The sequence below is a fragment of the Roseococcus microcysteis genome (assembly GCF_014764365.1).
GTDB classification, from domain to species: Bacteria; Pseudomonadota; Alphaproteobacteria; order Acetobacterales; family Acetobacteraceae; genus Roseococcus; species Roseococcus microcysteis.
This window is the reverse complement of the sequence record NZ_CP061718.1, coordinates 2,228,898-2,246,148: the sequence shown is the minus strand read 5'-3', so window position 1 is coordinate 2,246,148 and position 17,251 is coordinate 2,228,898. Positions and strand designations below refer to the sequence as shown.

General features: G+C 69.1%; 16 protein-coding genes. 5 read left to right on the top strand and 11 right to left on the bottom strand.

The genetic code is table 11. The annotated features are described in order from the left end of the window. Nucleotides 1-183: 183 nt before the first annotated feature. Together ICW72_RS10810 and ICW72_RS10805 are read right to left on the bottom strand one after the other, a co-directional pair. Nucleotides 184-753, bottom strand: a complete 570-nt coding sequence (locus ICW72_RS10810; protein ID WP_191082713.1) for a copper chaperone PCu(A)C — start codon at nucleotides 751-753, stop codon at nucleotides 184-186. Beyond that, complete coding sequence (locus tag ICW72_RS10805) at nucleotides 750-3,047, bottom strand: heavy metal translocating P-type ATPase (RefSeq protein ID WP_223880530.1); 2,298 nt, start codon at nucleotides 3,045-3,047, stop codon at nucleotides 750-752. The genes ICW72_RS10810 and ICW72_RS10805 overlap by 4 nt, the downstream gene beginning before the upstream one ends. A gap of 201 nt (nucleotides 3,048-3,248) precedes the next feature. On the opposite strand from ICW72_RS10805, the gene ICW72_RS10800 reads away from it, so the two are divergent. Then, nucleotides 3,249-4,268, top strand: coding sequence for a YncE family protein (locus ICW72_RS10800; protein ID WP_223880529.1), 1,020 nt, complete (start codon nucleotides 3,249-3,251; stop codon nucleotides 4,266-4,268). A 127-nt stretch (nucleotides 4,269-4,395) separates the two neighbouring features. On the opposite strand, the gene ICW72_RS10795 is transcribed toward ICW72_RS10800, so the two are convergent. The 3 genes from ICW72_RS10795 to ICW72_RS10785 all read right to left on the bottom strand — a co-directional run bounded on the left by ICW72_RS10795 (nucleotide 4,396) and on the right by ICW72_RS10785 (nucleotide 6,826). Next, the gene (locus ICW72_RS10795) at nucleotides 4,396-4,860 is read right to left on the bottom strand and encodes a DUF411 domain-containing protein (protein WP_191082712.1); all 465 of its coding nucleotides are present in this window, start codon (nucleotides 4,858-4,860) and stop codon (nucleotides 4,396-4,398) included. Between the two features lie 111 nt (nucleotides 4,861-4,971). Further along, nucleotides 4,972-5,460: a cupredoxin domain-containing protein gene (locus ICW72_RS10790; protein ID WP_223880528.1), complete on the bottom strand. Its 489-nt coding sequence runs from the start codon at nucleotides 5,458-5,460 to the stop codon at nucleotides 4,972-4,974. A 28-nt stretch (nucleotides 5,461-5,488) separates the two neighbouring features. Then, entirely contained in the window at nucleotides 5,489-6,826 is a 1,338-nt protein-coding gene (locus ICW72_RS10785; protein WP_191082711.1) for an Nramp family divalent metal transporter, read from the bottom strand. 82 nt (nucleotides 6,827-6,908) lie between these two features. Between ICW72_RS10785 and mntR the strand changes: the two genes are divergently transcribed. Both mntR and ICW72_RS10775 read left to right on the top strand, forming a co-directional pair. After that, nucleotides 6,909-7,361 (top strand): manganese-binding transcriptional regulator MntR, encoded by a 453-nt coding sequence (mntR, locus tag ICW72_RS10780; RefSeq protein ID WP_191082710.1) that lies wholly within the window; start codon nucleotides 6,909-6,911, stop codon nucleotides 7,359-7,361. Then, nucleotides 7,358-7,798 (top strand): MerR family transcriptional regulator, encoded by a 441-nt coding sequence (locus tag ICW72_RS10775; protein WP_191082709.1) that lies wholly within the window; start codon nucleotides 7,358-7,360, stop codon nucleotides 7,796-7,798. The genes mntR and ICW72_RS10775 overlap by 4 nt, the downstream gene beginning before the upstream one ends. 290 nt (nucleotides 7,799-8,088) lie before the next feature. On the opposite strand, the gene ICW72_RS10770 is transcribed toward ICW72_RS10775, so the two are convergent. From ICW72_RS10770 to ICW72_RS10745, 6 genes are read right to left on the bottom strand one after another with little or no spacing between them, the layout of a single operon-like run. Then, nucleotides 8,089-8,895 (bottom strand): glycosyltransferase family 2 protein, encoded by an 807-nt coding sequence (locus ICW72_RS10770; protein WP_223880527.1) that lies wholly within the window; start codon nucleotides 8,893-8,895, stop codon nucleotides 8,089-8,091. Continuing rightward, nucleotides 8,892-9,653, bottom strand: a complete 762-nt coding sequence (locus ICW72_RS10765) for a TIM barrel protein (protein ID WP_191082708.1) — start codon at nucleotides 9,651-9,653, stop codon at nucleotides 8,892-8,894. The genes ICW72_RS10770 and ICW72_RS10765 overlap by 4 nt, the downstream gene beginning before the upstream one ends. 59 nt (nucleotides 9,654-9,712) lie before the next feature. Then, complete coding sequence (locus ICW72_RS10760) at nucleotides 9,713-10,483, bottom strand: NAD(P)-dependent oxidoreductase (RefSeq protein WP_191082707.1); 771 nt, start codon at nucleotides 10,481-10,483, stop codon at nucleotides 9,713-9,715. After that, nucleotides 10,483-11,517 carry a hypothetical protein gene (locus ICW72_RS10755; protein ID WP_191082706.1) on the bottom strand — a complete coding sequence of 345 codons (1,035 nt, stop codon included), beginning with the start codon at nucleotides 11,515-11,517 and terminating at the stop codon, nucleotides 10,483-10,485. The genes ICW72_RS10760 and ICW72_RS10755 overlap by 1 nt, the downstream gene beginning before the upstream one ends. A gap of 22 nt (nucleotides 11,518-11,539) precedes the next feature. Further along, nucleotides 11,540-12,604 (bottom strand): FAD-dependent oxidoreductase, encoded by a 1,065-nt coding sequence (locus ICW72_RS10750; RefSeq protein ID WP_191082705.1) that lies wholly within the window; start codon nucleotides 12,602-12,604, stop codon nucleotides 11,540-11,542. Continuing rightward, complete coding sequence (locus ICW72_RS10745) at nucleotides 12,601-12,825, bottom strand: hypothetical protein (RefSeq protein WP_191082704.1); 225 nt, start codon at nucleotides 12,823-12,825, stop codon at nucleotides 12,601-12,603. The genes ICW72_RS10750 and ICW72_RS10745 overlap by 4 nt, the downstream gene beginning before the upstream one ends. An 895-nt stretch (nucleotides 12,826-13,720) precedes the next feature. Between ICW72_RS10745 and ICW72_RS10740 the strand changes: the two genes are divergently transcribed. After that, a complete protein-coding gene (locus tag ICW72_RS10740; RefSeq protein WP_191082703.1) occupies nucleotides 13,721-16,177 on the top strand; it encodes a hypothetical protein in 2,457 nt (818 codons plus the stop codon). Next, on the top strand, nucleotides 16,170-17,201 hold the full coding sequence (locus ICW72_RS10735; protein ID WP_191082702.1) for a glycosyltransferase family protein: 1,032 nt from the start codon (nucleotides 16,170-16,172) through the stop codon (nucleotides 17,199-17,201). Before ICW72_RS10740 ends, ICW72_RS10735 begins: the two co-directional genes overlap by 8 nt. The last annotated feature ends 50 nt before the right edge of the window (nucleotides 17,202-17,251 follow it).

Below are 17,251 nucleotides of genomic sequence, written 5' to 3'. Positions count from 1 at the left end.
ACCGCACCTGACCGGGCTGAGGGCGTCTGGACTTGTTGACCCACCTTCGCGAGAGAGATCGCGTAGAGAAGTCCCGATAGCGCGAACAGGATTACCAGGAGCGCGATGGACCGCCCGCGTCGCCGCGATAGCATGCGGCGATGCTCCTCCTCCTCGGTCGGGCCAGGTGCTGCCATGCGACGCTCAGTGGTAGTGGGCGCGGAGTTGCAGCGTCACCGGACCGGCACGCTCAAAGCGCAGCACGATGCGAATGGCGTCGCCAACGCCGAGCGGTTGTTGGATGCCGCGCAGGAACAGGTGCGGTCCGTTCGGTTCCAGCGCGACAACCCCAGCGGCTGGGATGGTCAGCCCCTCGGTCATGGTCCGCGCACCATCGGCGACGGAAGGATCGGGCATGCGGATCTCGACTGCGGCGGCCACGGGCGAAAAGGCAGCGACCAGCCGGTCAGGTTCCTGGCCACGGTTGCGGACCGTGACGAAGGCGTAGGAGAGGTCCCGATCCTGCTCGGCCGCCTTGATCCAGGCGCCCGTGAGCAGCAGGCCGCCGGCCTCGACGTCCTGTGCGGCTGCCGGAACGCCGACGATCGCGCGCCAGGCGAGAAAGATCGCGGTCATCAGCACGCTCGTTCTCAGGGCTTTCATTCGAAGGTCTCCCTCAGCCGGATCCCCCCTTACGGTGTGCGTCGCGATGATAGGTCGCGCTTGCGTGGCCAGGATGGCTGCGCCGCTTGGGCGATCGAAGGGCGTGGTCATGACGACGCGTTCGTGCGTGCCGTCGGCGACCAGCGCAGCAGCCGCAGCGCGTTCAGCGTGACCAGCACTGTCGCGCCGGTATCAGCGAGGATCGCCGGCCACAGCCCGGTGACGCCCATCAGCGTCGTCACCAAAAACACGCCCTTGAGGCCCACCGCGACGGCGACGTTCTGCTTGACGTTCGCCATCGTCGCGCGCGACAGGCCGATCAGTTCCGCCACGCCCGTGACACGGTCCTTCAGCACCGCCGCATCCGCGGTCTCCAATGCCACATCGGTGCCGCCACCCATGGCCACGCCGACATTTGCCGCGGCGAGGGCCGGCGCGTCGTTGATCCCGTCACCGACCATGACGACGCTGCCGCGTTCCCGCAGCTTGCCGATCTCGCGCAGCTTGTCATCCGGCAGCAACTCCGCCTTGGCGTCGAGGCCGAGCGAGATGGCGATCGCCTCGCCGGTGCGGCGGTTGTCTCCCGTGAGCATGACGGGACGCACGCCGAGCGCCGTGATCGCGGCGATGCCGGCCACGGCGTCGGCCCGGGGCTCGTCGCGGAGCGCGATCAGGCCAGCGACGGCGCCACCGGCCAGCACCACCGCGACCGTCTTGCCCTCGCCTTCCAGGCGATCGAGCGCCGCCTCGAGCACGCCGAGTGTGGCATTCGCCTCACGCGCATGGCGCGGGCTGCCGACGGACACGGCGACGGCATCCACCGTCCCCGTCACGGCGCGGCCTGGGATGGCGGCTTGCGCGCTCGCCGGCGGCACGGTGATGCTGCGCGCCGCCGCCTCGGCCAGAATCGCCTTGGCGAGTGGATGGGCCGAGCCCTGCTCCACCGCCGCGGCGAGGGCGAGCATCTGCTCGGGGCTGCGGCCGTCGGCAGCGAGGATGTCGGTGACGTTGGGCCGGCCCTCGGTCAGCGTACCGGTCTTGTCGAAGGCCACGGTGCGGGCGGCGCCGATCGCCTCCAGCGCCGCGCCACCCTTGACCAGCAGGCCGCGTCGCGCGCCCGCCGACAGCCCCGAGGCCATCGCCGCGGGCACCGAGATGACCAGCGCGCAGGGGCAGGCGATCAGCAGGATCGCGAGGCCCCGATAGAGGCTCGTGCTCCAGTCCCATCCAAAGGCGAAGGGCGTGATGACGATCACCAGCAGCGAGACGATCATCGCCCCTGGCGTCCACCATTCGGAGAACCGCTCGATGAAGCGCTGCGTCGGCGCGCGCGATGCCGTGGCGTCCTCCACCATGCGGATGATGCGGGCGATGGTGTTGTCGCTGGCGGCGCGCGTCACGCGGACACGGATCGCGCCATCGGCGTTGATCGAGCCGGCGACCACCGCCTCCCCGGGTCCGCGGGCAACGGGAATGCTTTCACCGGTCACCGGGCTTTCGTCGAGCGCCGACGAGCCTTCCTCGATGGTGCCGTCGCACGGCACGCGGTCGCCTGGGCGGATCAGCACGAGGTCACCAACCGCGAGGCGGTCAGCCGGGATCTCGTCGGTGCCGCCGTCGGCGCGGATGCGCTGCGCGACCCGCGGCATCAGGCTCGCCAACGCACGGATGCCGGCGCGGGCGCGGCCGGCGGCGACGTTCTCCAGCAATTCGCCGACCGCGAAGAGCAGCACGACGATCGCGGCCTCCTCGGCGGCCCCGATCACCGTCGCGCCGACGGCCGCGGTCACCATCAGGGTCTCGATACTGAACGGACTGCCGGCACGGGCCAGTGCCCAGGCGCGCCGGCCGAACGGCACCAGTGCGACGGCGGTGGCGGCGAGGAACAGGGGATACGTCAGCCGTTCAGGCAGGATGAGGGAGAGCGCATAGGCGCCGACGACCAGCGCGCCGAGCAGCCAGACGAGCTTCGCCTTGCCTGTTGCCCACCAGGGCTTGGTGGCGTCTGCGGGGTCGTCATGGTCCGCATGGCTGTGGCCGTGCGCGGCGGGCTCCGGGGCCGCGGCCTTGGCGGCGGCGGGCGCGTGGTCGTGACCCTGGTCGTGCTCGTGGCCGTGATCGTGATGATCGTGGTCATGGCCACACGCTGCCGGCGCCGCGCCCGCTGGCGCGGCCGCCACTGCACCATCGAGCCGCTTCGCCACGTAGCCGAGTGCTGTGACCTGCTCCTCGACCGCCTCCGGCCTGCCGGCGGAGTCGAGGTCCAGCGTCAGCCGCTCGGCCATGAGGTTCACCTGGACGGCGGAGACGCCGGGCAGCCGCTCCACGGCCTTGGTCACCTTGGCGACACAGGAGGCGCAATCCATGCCCTCCACCCGCCAGGTCAGTTTCGTCGCTGCGCCCATGATGTACGTCCAATGGTCCCGTACGACGTTATGGGACTTCCAGCGACTAGAGGTTCAAGGGGTGATTTGCTTCCTGGTGCGAATTCGCTGCGAGCCGGACAGCGCGCGCCAGCCGGGATCCGGACCGCGCGCTTTTCTGCTTGCGCCCCGGCGGTGATGTTCGGAAACACTGCGTCCCCCCCCAGCGCCAGGACACCGGCCGTGCGACACTTCGATTTCCAGGAAACCCGTCTCGGCCGCCGACTTCTGGTGGGCGCCGCCTTGGCAGCGCCGCTGATCGCCGCGACGCGCACGGCGAACAGCCAGGCGCTGGCGCCGGCCATCGCGCCGAGGCCATCCGGCTCTCTGTTCGTGCTGAACTCACTGGATGCGAATGTGCAGGTGCTGGACCCGGCGAGCAGCGGAGACCAGCGTCGCGTCCCGGTCCTGCGGGAACCGCACCACCTGGTCCTGACGCCTGCGCGCGACCTCATCCTGGTCGGCGATTCGGGTGCCAACGAGATGTTCCTCCTCGACCCGCGCACCGGGGAGGTGCGGCGGCGGGAGCCGATCAGCAACCCCTACAACCTCGGCTTCACGCCGGATGGGCGACGGCTGGTCGTCACCAGCCTGCGGCGCAACCAGGTGGACATCTACGGCTGGGACGGTGCCGAGATGCGATTCGAGGGCCGGCTGCAGGCGGGCCGGAAGCCAAGCCATGTCACCTTCTCCCCGGATTCCCGGTACGCCTTCGTCACGCTCCAGGGCGATGACGCCGCGATCGCGATCGACCTCGACACCAGGACCGAAGCGTGGCGTGCCGATGTGGGCCGGGAACCCGCCGGCATCCTCTGGCATCGCGGCCGCATCCTGGTCGGCGTGATGGGCGGGGACTTCGTCACGGTCATCGATCCGGTGACCCGCCAGGCAGATCGGCGCATCACCGTCGGCCGCGGCGCCCACGCCGTGTTCGAAGCGCCGCAGAATGGGTTGGTGTACGTGACATCGCGCGTCGACAGCCGCATCACCGCGCTCGACCCGGAGACGCTTGAGGTCAAGCGCGTTCACGAAATCGGCGGCGGGCCGGACTGCCTGACCTTTGACGCGGATGGCTTGATCTGGGCAACGCTGCGGTGGTCCGGGCGCATCGCAACGCTGGACCCGCGCAGCGGCGCCGTCAGGACGACACGCGTCGGACGCTCCCCGCACGGCATCCTGTTCACGCCGACCGCGCTCGCTTGAGGACTGCTGCCTTACCCCCTGAACCTGCGGGGGGCGAGCGGTACTGCTTACCATCCGTCACCAACGACGGGCCACTGCCCGCCGGATGCGCGTTCGGCGGGGAGCGCGGTGTGTCTCCTCGCCTGCCTCAGGCCGGGTTCGGCCCGTTGAAGCGCATGAAGGGCCTGTGCGGGCCGCTGCCGAACGCGATCACGTCGTAGCTGTCCACAGGCGCGCCGGGCACTTCCATGCCAGGGGAGCCGACCGGCATCTCCGGTACAGCCAGACCACGAACGCCCTCGGGGCGTTCGACCAGCAGGCGGCGGATGGCGGCGGCGGGCACATGGCCTTCGAGCACGAAGCCCTCGATCTCGCCCGCATGGCACGACAGCAGATCGGCGGGCGTCCCGAGACGGCGCCGCACCGGGGCGACTGAGGGCACCACCTGGTCCGACACGGCAAAGCCCTCGGCGCGCAGATGCGCGACCCAGCCCGTGCAGCATCCGCAATTCGGGTCGCGCCAGACGCTGATGCGCATGGCGCGCTGGGCAAGGACGGGGATCGGCATCGCCGTGAGCAGGGCAGTGGTGAGCAGCGAGCGCCGTGATGTCATGGGTGTTCTCCGTTCTGCTGAACCTGCACCTTGCCTCGGGGGGAAGGTCAATCGGCTCGTCCGAGATGATCCCATATCGCGGGTTCGCAACCTGAAGGTGGCTGCGAGCCGCTACTCGATGAGGATTTCGCCGACCATGCCGTGCTCGGCATGGGTGCGACGATCGGCAGCGACGATGCCGCAGCGGAGGTCCGTGATGCGCCCTGTCGCGACCGGGACGAACCACCATTCGGCAGCATGGCCGGGATAGACCTCGATCTCGCGGATCGAACCCTTGAACTCGGCGAGCGTCACCTCCCGCCCATCGGGTTGCCGCTGGGTGACCTGGACCTTCCGCGTAAAGATCCGGGCCGCGAATTCGTCTGAGGTGAAGTAGTGAGGATCGCTGCTCACGTTCCGCAGTACGAGCCGGTACAGCTTCCCGGTCTCGAAGCGCAGCCGGTTGGGCTCGAATGCATGGCGACCGTCGGGGCGTCCGAGTTCCACGACGACGGTGATGGGCTCCTGACGCGAGAGATCTCCCGCTGCGGATGCCTGTCGCACCGGTTCCATCAGCGGGAAGGCGAGCAGTACCGCAAGAACGCTTCTTCGCCGCACCATGGGTCATCTCCGTTGCAACGCGTTGACGTCAGTCTCCGAAAGCAGCGTCGAACAACAGCTTCATGTTCAGCCCGACGATCACCGCCGCCGTCGCCCAGCCAAGCGCGAGCTGCCAAGCCGGTGCCGTGAAGACACCCATGCGGTTGCGGTCCTGCGCGAACAGCATCAGCGGGATCACCGCGAAGGGCAGCTGGATCGACAGGATCACCTGGCTGAGGATCAGCAGCTGCGCGGTGCCGGACGCCCCATACATCCAGGTGACGATCACCGCGGGGATGATGGCGATCAGCCGGGTCACCAGCCGCCGCAGCACGGCCGGCAGGCGGAACCGCAGGAAGCCCTCCATCACCACCTGCCCTGCCAGGGTGGCTGTGACGGTGGCGTTCAGCCCGCACAGCAGCAGCGCCACGCCGAAGGCGGTGGCCGCGATGCCGGCGCCCAACAGCGGCGTCAGCAGCTGATAGGCCTCACCAATCTCCGCCACCTCGGTATTGCCGCTTGCGTGGAACGTGGCGGCCGCGGTGATCAGGATCGCCGAGTTGATCAGCAGCGCCAGGGTTAGCGCGAGCGTGCTGTCGATGGTGGCGAATTTGATCGCCTCTCGCTTGCCGGCCTCGTCGAGGTTCCATGACCGCGACTGCACGACGGCGGTATGCAGGTACAGATTGTGCGGCATCACCGTCGCACCCAGGATGCCCATTGCGATGTAGAGCTGCGTTTGGTTGGTCACGATCGAGACGGCGGGGATGTAGCCGTTCAGCACCGCCGCCCAGTCCGGGTCGGAGAGCACGATCTGGATGCCGAAGCAGCCGACGATCAGCACGATGAAGCCGAAGATAAGCGCCTCCAGCCAGCGCACGCCCTTGTTCTGAAGCCACAGGATCAGGAAGGCGTCGAAGGCGGTCAGGAACACGCCGTAGAGCAGCGGGATGCCGAACAGCAGCTCAAGCGCGATGGCGGTGCCGATGAGTTCGGCCAGGTCCGTGGCGCAGATCGCGATCTCGGCGAACAGCCACAGCGGATAGGCGACGACCTTGGGAAACCGCTCACGGCAGAGCTGCGCCAGATCGCGGCCGGTGGAGACGCCGATGCGAACGCACAGCGCCTGCAGCAGGATCGCCATCAGCGAGGAAGTCAGTGCGACCGCCAGCAGCGTGTAGCCAAAGGCCGAGCCGCCGGCGAGCGAGGTCGCCCAGTTGCCCGGGTCCATGTAGCCGACGGCGACCAGATAGCCCGGGCCCATGAAGGCAAAAAGCTTGCGGAGGAACCCGCCTGCGTTCGGCACCGTAACCGAGCGGTGGACCTCCGGCAGGCTCGGCAGGCCGGCCGGTGCGGGTGGCGCGGCAACCTCAGATGGCGGGTTCACGCTCGTCCTCCAAAACTTAGTGTTTGCTAAATCATAGTGATCGGGCTATGGCTGATGTCAAGCGGAGGCGCTACTGTCAGGCATGTCTCGCGCCTCGCCACGTTCCCTCCCGCCGCCGGAAGATCACGCAGCGCGCTTCACGCAGCAGCGCGAAGCCGACCGCTCGGCCATTGCCGAAGACTACGTCGAGCTGATCGCCGACCTCCTTCAGGAGGAAGGCGAGGCGCGTGCCGTGGATATTGCCCGACGCATGGGTGTTGCCCAGGCGACCGTCGCCGCAACGGTCGCGCGGCTGCAGCGCGACGGCCTGGTGGAGACCAAACCGTACCGCGGGCTGTTCCTGACGCCCGCCGGCCAAGCGGTGGCATCCGCTGCCCGGGCGCGACACGAATTGGTCGTCCGCTTCCTGCTGGCGGTGGGGCTCGACCCCGAGACTGCGGAGGCTGATGCCGAGGGGCTTGAGCACCATGCCAGCGCGAAGGCCCTAGCCGCCTTCGCACGCTTTCTTGCCAAGCATGAGGCTGACCGGAAGTGAGCGCGACTTTCTCGATCGGCGACCTCGCGCGCGCCACGGGCGTCAAGCCAACCACGATCCGGTGGTACGAGCAGGAGGGGTGGCTCCCGCCGCCAGGCCGAACCGAGGGCGGCCATCGAGCCTATGGCGCCGCGCATCTGCGCCGCCTCGGGTTCATTCGCCACGCCCGAGAACTCGGCTTCGAGAGCGAGGCGATCCGCGCATTGCTCGACCTCGCGGACAGGCCAGACGCCGACTGCGGGCAGGCGCATGCGCTGGCAACCGCGCAGATTGGCGAGATCGACGCGCGGCTACGGCGGCTCACGGCGCTGCGCGCGGAGCTTCAGCGTATGGCGACGAGTTGCGAGGGCGGCGTGGTTGGGGAGTGTCGGATCATCGAGACGCTTGCAGACTTCGCCCACGGGCATTGCGAGGATCCAACACATGGGACGCAGTGACTCAACCGGCGAGACGCGTCTCATGAACGCCAGAGAAGGTTGGAATCCGGTTGCCAACGCTGCTCCAATTTTCTCCCTCACAACATGCCTCTCCTTCACGGTAGACCGCGCCGTGTCGCAGGTTTGGTCATCGTTTGACCAGGCAGGCGGGCATCGTGATCGTGCCAGGCTGGCGCGGCGACGCCGGAAAGGCTCCACCACGCCTGGGGTCAGTCAGGCCGGCGCTCGCCCTGGCCTCCTGGCGGCGGTACCTGGCATGACGACATAGCGCCTGCCTCGATGAAGGCAGCTCAGCGCGGGTCGTAGGCGCCGGTGGACGCCGCGAGCAATTCGCGCAGGATGTCGAGCCGTCCGCGAAAGCCCGCGATCTTGGTGGGTGTTCGCCCTGCCGGCGGATAGCGCCGCGCCACCGCGATTTCGGACGCGCGGTAGCCAAGGCGTGGAAGACGCACGGAGAGGTAGAACAACAGGTTGTAGCGGTCAAACACGTCGCGAAATGGAGCGACACGCGGGTCGAGCAGCGCCGCCGTGGCATAGCCGCGGAACCCGTTCGTCGTGTCGGTGAAGCGCTGCCGTGTCGCCAGGCTGATCACCGGCGCGTGGATGAAGCGTCCGGCAAACCAGCGGTCGCGCGGCGTGTTCTCCGCGACGCCACCGGCGACGTAGCGTGAGCCCTGCACCAGTCCGTACCCCGCTTCGAGCGCGGCGATGAAGCGTGGAATCGCATCCACCCCGTCCTTGCCGTTGCCGTCCATGGTGACGATGCCGCGATAGCCCCGCGCGCACGCGAAGGCGTAGGCCATGCGCAGCTGCGCACTGAGCCGGCCCGGCCCGAGCTTCACCAACAGCGTGTTGACGCCAGTGGCCTCCAGCACGTCGGGCGACAGCGCGCCGTCGGTGGAGCCGCCATCGGCAAGGATCACGTCCGCCGCCGGCGCCAGCGCATGGATGCGCGCAAGCTGGCCCCGGATCCGGTCGCCCTCGTTCAGCACGGGGATCACCAGCGCATGATCGTGCCGGCGCGGGAGCAGCATGCGTGTCTCGAAACGGGGCACCTGCCAGGACGGATCGAGCCGAACCTCCTCCATGCGTGTCATGCCTCATCCTGCAGATAGAGCGTCGAGAGCAGCGCGAAGGCGCGCCGCAGCGCGGCCTCCGGATCCGGCGCCGGCAGCATCTCCACCGAGGCCCAGCCCGGCCCACAGGCGCCCAGGGCCGCCGCCAGCGCGGCATGGCATGAGCCAAGGCTGCCGACCGGTGCAAGCTTCGGCTCGCTGACATGCAGGTGTCCGGCGAAGGGGAGCGCGGCCGCCAGCGCCGTGGCACCGTGCCCGAGCGTGAGCAGGTTGCCGGTGTCTGCCTGCACCCGGATCCCCGGCCTGCCGATCGCCTTCACCAGTGCAACGGCCTCCGCCGTCGTGGTGGCGAACCTTCCGCCAAGCGCGGGCGCGACCGGTTCGAAGCAAAGCGCGGCCCCTTCCGCCTCGAAGGCTGGCGCGGCTTGCGCCAGTGTCTCCGCCGCCATCTCGAAGGCGAGTTCCGGCGCAAGATCGCCCGGGTCGCGCAGCGCCGGCGCGCCGAACACCGCCGCCGTGGCGCCGAGCGCACCGGCGACGCGCGCCACGACCGCCAGCGCCGCGATCAGGCGCGCGCGCTCCGCCTCGGAACGGAAAAGGTGCAGACCCTCAAGGCCGAACAGCACACCTTGCATCGCCGGCACGACGAGGCGGAGGCGGGCCATGCGGGCGCGCCAGGCGGCCACCCGCTTCAGATCGGCCTCCGCCAGCGGACCGAACAGGCGCACCGGCAACACCTCGATCCCTTCGAAGCCCAGCTCCGCGGCGAAGGCCAGCATGGCGTCATCCCGCCCGGCAGGCCAGGCGAGGGCGGAGACGGCGGCGCGGCGGCGCGGCATCAGCGCGGGGGTGCCGCTGCCACGAAGCGCGCCAGCGCATCCAGCACGGCGTCGGCCGACATGACATAGCCCTCCATCCCACCGAAGGCCGGGCCATGCCGCGTGCGCGTGTCGTAGCGCGGTGCCGGGTCCGCCGGCGCACCCACCGTGGCGCCGGGCCGCAGCAGGTCGATGATGCGGCGCGTCGGCAGCGGCTGCGTGAACAGATTCACCAGCGGCAGGCCGAGCTTGCGCGCCAGCGCCATGTCCGCGGGCAGGCGTTCAAGCGGATACCACTGAAACACGCTGGCGGGATTGATGGCGTCCAGCCGATTGCCATGCATCAGGTCGAAGACGATGTTCTTCTTCAGGCCAGGGCCAAACAGGGCGGGCAGGCGCAGGATGGCGTGGTCCTTGAAGCGAGCGGTCACGCGCCGCTCCACCTCCAGCCGGTGGCGGCCATAGGCGTGGTTGCCGGTGCCGTCCGGTGCGTGCGCTTCGTCGAGGCAAGCGGCGGGATCGGGATAGACGTCGATGGTCGAGATCAGCGTGACATGCGCGGCCTGCACGGTGTCCAGCACATCCAGCAGGGGCGCGATCCCGGCCCAGTCCCGCGCTGGATCGGCATTGGCCTGCCATTTCACCGCGCTGACCCCGCAACACACCACCTCGTCGAAGCGCTGGCCTTGCATGTCGTGGAAGTTGCGGCTGTTGAACAGGTCGGTCCAATGGCCCGCAGCGCGCAGGTTGGAGCCCACGAAGCCGGTATGGCCGATCAGCGCGCGACGCATCAGCGCATCGCTCCGGTCGCGTCACCCGGCCGGATGACCGGCAGGACATCCGCCGGCGCGCCGAAGTCGCCGCCCGTCACGTCCAGGCTGCGGTCCAGCCGGCGCAGGCCGCTGTGCACCTCCCGCACCACCGGCATCCGTGCGCGCGGCTGGATGGAGGCGTAGAGCGCCAGGATGCAGCCGGTCAGAAGGGCGAACAGCGCGGAGAAGACGATCATCATGACGGAGAGCAGTCCCGCGAGCGTCGTCCATCCGGGCTGCACGCCGCTATGCGTCAGCCAGATCAGGACGGTATAGGCCAGGGCGACGACGCCGGCGGCGACACCGGCCACGGCCAGCCAGACGGCGACGCGCAGCGCCACCGTGCCGATGCGCGAGAGCTGGCGCACCGCGCGCGTGACGCTCGCGCGCAGCCCATCAGGACGCGCATCGCCGGCCAGCGACGGCAGCTCTATCCGCCGGCCGGGGAAGGCGCCGCGAAAGGCAAGCGAGCGCATCAGCATGGGCCCGTCCAGCCTGTTCGCCAGCCAGCGGGCGGCCCCGCGGCTGTAGGCGCGCAGGCGCGGCGTCGGCCATTCCACGCTCACACCCGCCAGCCGGCCGGAGACGGCGAAGAACAGCCGTCCGAGCATGCCGTACAGACCGCCACCACCCGCCCCATCGGCGGGGGCGGCGGCGAAGACAAGCTGGTGATCCTCGGTCGCGGCGAGAAGCGCGGGCAGGCAGGCGACCTCCGCCTCGGTGGGCGTCATCACCACCACCCAGTCGCCCAAGGCCCGGTCCATGCCGATCAGCGTTGCGACGTCGCGTTCCACCGCGTCGGCCAGGAAGTGCACGGTCATGTCCGGCACGCGCGCCGTCAGTGCCGTCAGCTCGCGCGCCGCATCGGCGCCGACGCCGTCGGCCACGACGACAATCTCGGCATGGTGGGCCAGCCCGCCGATCTGGCGCGAGAGCGCCAGCACGACATGGGCGGGAAGCGGATCGTCCGTGACGACGATCACGCAGGACAGCGTGGCGATACGGGGCGGCATGCTGATCCCTGGCCTCTTGCGTTCAATCCCATGCCCTCGCGGCGAGGAGGGCCTCCACGTCATAGACGTTGTCCAGCTTCGAGCCCAACACCGACAGGATTCGCGGGCTGTCGGGCGAAGCCTCCAGCAGGATCGGGCGCGCGTCATTGTCTTCCGTTGCCTGGAGCACGGCCTTGATCTCGTAAAGCGAGCGCAGCGTCTCGGCTTTCTCGATCGCGGGCAGGAAGCGCGCGGCGTCGCGCAGCATCAGCGCGGAACGGGAGGGGCCGGGGGGCGGGGCTTCGCCCGGCCCGGCGAAGGCGCAATGCGGCGTGTGGCGCACATGCGTCAGGGAGTGGCAGCCGAGAGGCGGGAAGGGCATGGTGGAGAAGAAGGGCCCGTCCATGACAGTGACCGCGAGGGACGCCAGGGCGGGCGGCGGCCGGATCATCGCGATTTCCGCCACTTCCTTCCTGATCTCGGCCCCGACCCGCACCCCGATGCCGTCGAGATCCGCGTAGGTGCAGTTGACGACGTGTCGCGCGATGATCGTCTCCGCGCCCGCCTGCAGCTGGACGCCATCCGGCACCAGGCCCGAGACCCGCGCCGGGGCGCCGAAACGGCACTCGACCCCGGCCCGGTTCAGCCGCGCGGCCATCTCATGCGCCACCAGCGCGGCATCCAGGCTGAACTCTTCCACCGCGAAGACGGCTTCGACATGCGTGCCGTCGAAGAGCCTGGCGTGTTCCGGCGCCGCGGGGTGGCAGAAGGCTCCGATCTCGGCGCAGAAGCGCACGAACTGTTCCGGGGAGATCAGTGATTGCCGCGCGATGGCATAGATCATCGGGACATCGCGGCGGATGGCGGCACGGTATTCCTCGATGAAGCGACGGGAATTGCGCCGTGCGGAGGCGCCCGTCCGGGCGGCGCGGGGGTAGTGATAGCCGTTGTGCACCCGCGCCTGATTGACGAACGAAGCGCGTCGCATCAGGCCCGGCTCACGTTCGAGGACAATGACGCGGCCGATCCGCAGCGCGGCCAGCATGAGGGCCACGCGCGCGCCATAGAATCCACACCCGATGACGGCGACGGCGGCGCGCTGGCTCACGGTCCATGTTCCTCATGGAGATCACCCGGCCGCCTGGCCGGCACATTCCGACGCGAACCGTCCATGGCGCCGCCCACCGCCGTCCGGGCTTCCACCTGGACCCGCGCCCGGGCGATCTTGCCGGGAATGGTCAGCGCATGGTGATGCAGGACATGGGCAAGGCTGGCCTGGCCCGCCACGGCGGCCGCCTGCGCGCGGTCATCGGACGAGCGCGTCTTCACCGCGCGGGCGCAGTGACAGGGGGGCGGGCGTCCCGGTGCGTTGGGCCTGGAGCCACCTGCGCGCGCGCATTCCCATGGGATTTGTCTGGCTCGGCCAGGAAGGCGCATCCTCCCGGCCTTGCTGGGAGGGCAGGCGGGCCGAAGGCGCGGCATGGAGCTGGGGATTCGCCAAAGGTGAAGCGTGCGGGGAGTTGCCGGAAGCTGCTCTGCTCGAACGGCCTGGCTGTCTTGGCCTCATGGCATGCCACGCGGATACCACGTTTCAGATTATGGAAAGGTGTGGAAGATATCATGTGATGTTGGGGCGCGGCGAATTCATGACAAATATTCATGAATTCATGCGTCATGGCTTTTTGCGGGTCAAGACTTCCTTGAATCATGGCCTGGACATAGATCCATGATGGCTGAATTCAATTTTAAATAACCCCTTCAAATTTTCCGGAATTTTACATGCGGAATTTAGTTTGCTAGCAGTTGGCAGATGGACGCGGATCGGCCGTATTGGGTGCTTGTGGTGTCCCGTCATCATGGGAAAGGGCTGAGCGTTCCTCACCTGTGGCGCGACGGCATGGCAGATGTAAGCCGCGGTGCGGGGTGAAGTTTTTGGTGGATACAGGCCCTCATTCGCGAATCTTCCCTCCAACGCAAGAAAGTTGTGCCCTTGTGCGGGATTTTCCATTTGGCCTGAGAATTCATCATCGAATTTCGATTTACTGCCTAAGTCGGGCCCGCAAGGCCGACGCGCCTCTGCACTTCTGATATCTTGGGAACCATGGATCAAGACGGGATTTTCTTCGCGGTCAATAAGGTGGCGCCGGGGTGGCGCCAGGGCCTGACAGACCTGAGCGACATGCCCTATCGGTGCCGACGGGGGCGCCGCGGGCGGCTTCTGCACATGGCGGTCAAGCCATTCGCCAAGGTCGGGCTTGGTCTTTGGAATGCAGGCCTTGCCGGCCGCGACGCCCTTCTGGATGCGTGGGAAAACCGGCGCGGCGCGGAAGACCGGCTGCTGCGTCGCTTCACCGGCGCGGGGGGCGGGCAAGGACGCTCGGTGGCGATCTACTCCCATTTCGCCCCCCATTCCGGCATCAGCGCCATGGTGGCCCGGCAGGTGCGGGATTATGCGCGCCTGGGCTTCCGCGTCATCTTCGTGTCCGCCTCCCCCCGCTTCACGGACCAGGATTTCGCGACCATCGGGGACAGCGTGGAGATCGCCCTGCACCGGCGCAATTTCGGGCTGGATTTCGGGAGCTGGGCGGATGCCATCGCGCTCCTGCCCGACCTCACGGCGGGTCTGGACGAATTGCTGCTGGTCAATGATTCCGTCCTCGGCCCCATCCATCCGCTGGATGGTTGCCTGGCCCAGATGCGGGCGGGCGGCGAGGGCCTGTTCGGCATGACGGACAGCGTCCAGCACGCCCCGCATCTGCAATCCTACTTCCTGCTCGCCCGGGGCGGCGATGTCGTCGCCGATCTCGCGGGCTTCATCGCCGCCGGGCGGCTCAGCGTGCGCAAGCGCCGGATGGTGAAGCGCTTCGAGGTGGCCCTGAGCGGGCACATGCGCGATCTCGGCCACCGCGTCGCGGCGCTGTGGAACTACGAGGCGCTGGAAGCGGAATTGTTGCGCTCGGACACGGACGTGGCCGCCCTGTTCGCTGAACTTCCCGCCGGCCGCCTGCGGGCCAGCGACCCCGGCCTGTTCGGGCTGCGACGCCAGCTGCTCGACCTGCCGTTGAACCCCGCCCACCACTTCGCCGGGCTTCTCGTGCGCCGGTGCGGCTTTCCCTTCCTCAAGACGGAGCTGGTGCAGCGCAATCCGGAGCGCATCCTCGCCGCGGTGCAGTGGCGCGACCTGATCCCCGCCGATGCGCCGGTCTCCATCCCGCTGCTGGAAGACCATCTCGCCTCGATGGAGCGGCCCATGCGACGGCGGGCGCGGCCCCTCCCGCAGCCCGCGACGCAACAAGCGGCCCCCCCGGAGGTGGACGCCCCGGCACCCCTGCCGGAGCCGCCCCTCCCACGGGCGGTTGAAAAACCATGGGAGGCGCAGCTTCGCTCGGCCTGGATGCGGAGCCGGAATGCCGGCCCTCCCGCGCCGGCCCTGCCGACGCTGGCGGCGGAGGCCCTGGCGCGCGCGGTCTCCCGCGCCCCGCTCGCCGTCAGCTTCAGCCACGATGATTATGCGATCAACACGGGCGGCGTGCAGAACGTCATCCATGGCGAGCAACAGGCCTTCGCCGGCGAAGGCCTGGGCTATCTGCACCTCTCGCCCCTGAGCCCGAGCGACCGCCTTGCCCCGGCCGAGCCCGGCAGCCTTTCCGTCAGGCTGGATGGCGTGCCCCTGGGTGTGGCGCGGGTGGGGGACCTGATGGGCCTCATGTCCGATCTCGGCCGGGAGAACGCCATTCTCGGGACCATCATCCACCATTTTGGCGGCCATGCCCCGGAACAGGTGCTGGCCCTGCACCAGGCCGCGCAATCGCCGCGAGCCATCGTCTGGCTGCATGATTTCGGGACGCTGTGCCCCAATCCATTCTTGTTGAGAAACGACATCGCCTTCTGCGGCGCGCCGCCAGCGGGCTCGGCCGCCTGCGGCGTCTGCGCCCATGGCGCCGGACGGCGCGGGCATATGGACCGGCTGCGTGCCTTCTTCGAGGCGAGCAGGCCCACCTTCCTCGCGCCCTCCCGCACCGCTCTCACCTTCTGGCGCGAACGCATGGGCCTCGCGGAGGCGTTCGCGCCGGGCGATGTGGTGCCGCCGCTTCGCCTCCGGCCGCTGCCCTCCGCCGCGTCCTGGCGCGTGCAGGGGCGTCGCCTGCGCATCGCGCATCTCGGCGTTCGCAGCACGCACAAGGGCTGGACCACATTCGCAGGGCTGGCCGAGCGGCTGGCCGGCGATGAGCGATACGAGTTCCTCCAGCTCGGGCTCGACCTGGGCTGCCCGCTGCCGTCAGGCGTGCGCCACGTGCAGGTGGAGGTGACGCCCGCCTGCCCGACCGCCATGGCCGATGCCATCGCGGCCGAGGGGGTGGATGTGGTCATCAACTGGTCGCAGTGCTTCGAGACCTTTTCCTTCTCCGCGCATGAGGCCCTGGCAGCGGGCGCCCTGCTCATCACCCATCCGGGGGCGGGCCACATCCCCGCCGCCATCGCCGAGGCCGCGCCGGACCAGGGGCTGGTCGTCGCGGATGCCAAGGCGCTGGAGGCGCTGTTCATCTCCGGCGCCATCCAGGACGCCTGCGCCCGGTCGCCGGCCACACGCCACATGCTGCTGTTCGGCGGCGGCACTGCGGAATGGCTGCTGGCACAGCGGGCCGATGCCCGAAAGCGGGCACTGGCGCGACATGGCTGACACCGCCATGCACTGCTTCACCTCGGCATCCCTCGCCTATGCCGACCGCGCCATGGTGCTCGCCACCAGCCTGCGCCGCATGCATCCGGACTGGGTGCTGTGGCTGTGCCTGGTGGACGTTCCGCCTCCCGGCTTCTCGATGGAGGCGTTGACGGCGGCCTTCGACCATGTGGTGCCGGCCGAGGAGTTGCCCCTTCCCCATCCGCGCAGCTGGCTGTTCGGCCATGACATCGTGGAGGCCTGCACCGCCGTGAAGGGCGCGATGCTGCTGCACATGCAGGCGCGGGGGGCGGGGCGGGTGGTCTATCTCGATCCCGACATCGCCGTCTTCGCCCCCCTCACCGGCATCGTCGAGCGGCTGGAACAGGCCGACATCGTGCTGACCCCGCACCTTCTGGACCCGGAGCCGACGCTGGCCGGCGTGCTGGACCATGAAATCGGCGCCCTGAAGCACGGCATCTACAATCTCGGCTTCATCGCCGTGTCCGCGCGGCCCGAGGGCCGGCGCTTCGCCCGCTGGTGGGCGGACCGGCTGCGCCTGTTCTGCGTGGACGACATTCCCGGCGGCCTGTTCACGGACCAGCGGTGGTGCGACCATGTGCCGGCCTTCTTCCCCTCCACCCACATCCTGCGCGATCCCGGTTGCAATGTCGCAAGCTGGAACCTGGTCAACCGCCCGCTTTCCATCGGGCAGGACGGGGTGATCCGGGCGGCCGGCGCCCCGCTCCGCTTCTTCCACTTCACCAAGTTCACCAGTGTCGGGCGCCCCATGCTGGAGCGCCATGCCGGCTCCGACAGCGCGCTGGACGAGGTGATGACCTGGTATGCGACCGCACTCGCGGACCATGCGCCGGCGGGCCTGCCGGCTGGCTGGTGGGCCTATGGCACCCATGCGGACGGGCAGCCCATTCCCCGCGCCCATCGCCGGGCCTGGCGTGCGGACGCCGCATTGCGGGCGCAGGTGGAGGACCCATTCGCGCTTGCCTCCGGGGACTTCGCGCGCCTCGCGGGATATCCCGCATGAGCCTGCCGCGCATCGCGCGCGGCTTGGCGGTTGGCGCCGCGACCGGTTCA